Origin of the sequence: Streptomyces tateyamensis (assembly GCF_003205575.1) — a bacterium.
Classification (GTDB): domain Bacteria; phylum Actinomycetota; class Actinomycetes; order Streptomycetales; family Streptomycetaceae; genus Kitasatospora; species Kitasatospora tateyamensis.
This window is the reverse complement of sequence record NZ_PYBW01000347.1, coordinates 1-307: the sequence shown is the minus strand read 5'-3', so window position 1 is coordinate 307 and position 307 is coordinate 1. Positions and strand designations below refer to the sequence as shown.

The window sequence follows — 307 nt, the reverse complement described above, 5'->3', positions numbered from 1 at the left end:
CCCCGGCAGCGACGTCCCGGCCTGTGGACGGCCGGTGTGGTTCCGTTGACGGCATGACGCCCGCTCCGCACCCCCCGTCCCGGGTGGCCCTGATCGGCTACGCCCTGGCCGGCGCCGCCTTCCACGCCCCGTTGATCGCCACCCCCTCCGGACTGCGGCTGGCCGCCGTGGTGACCGCCAGTCCCGAGCGCCGGGCCAGACTGGCCGTCGAGCACCCAGAGGCGCAGGTCCTGGACTCGCCCGAGCAGGTCTTCGACCGGGCCGAGGAGTACGACCTGGTGGTGATCGCCACCCCCAACCGCACCCA

At 74.6% G+C, this 307-nt stretch carries 1 protein-coding gene; it reads left to right on the top strand.

Going from position 1 to position 307, the window contains the following annotated elements; all coding sequences use genetic code 11:
* Positions 1-53 precede the first annotated feature (53 nt).
* Positions 54-307: Gfo/Idh/MocA family oxidoreductase (locus C7C46_RS33695; protein WP_181442692.1), on the top strand; the 254-nt coding region annotated here is incomplete at its 3' end.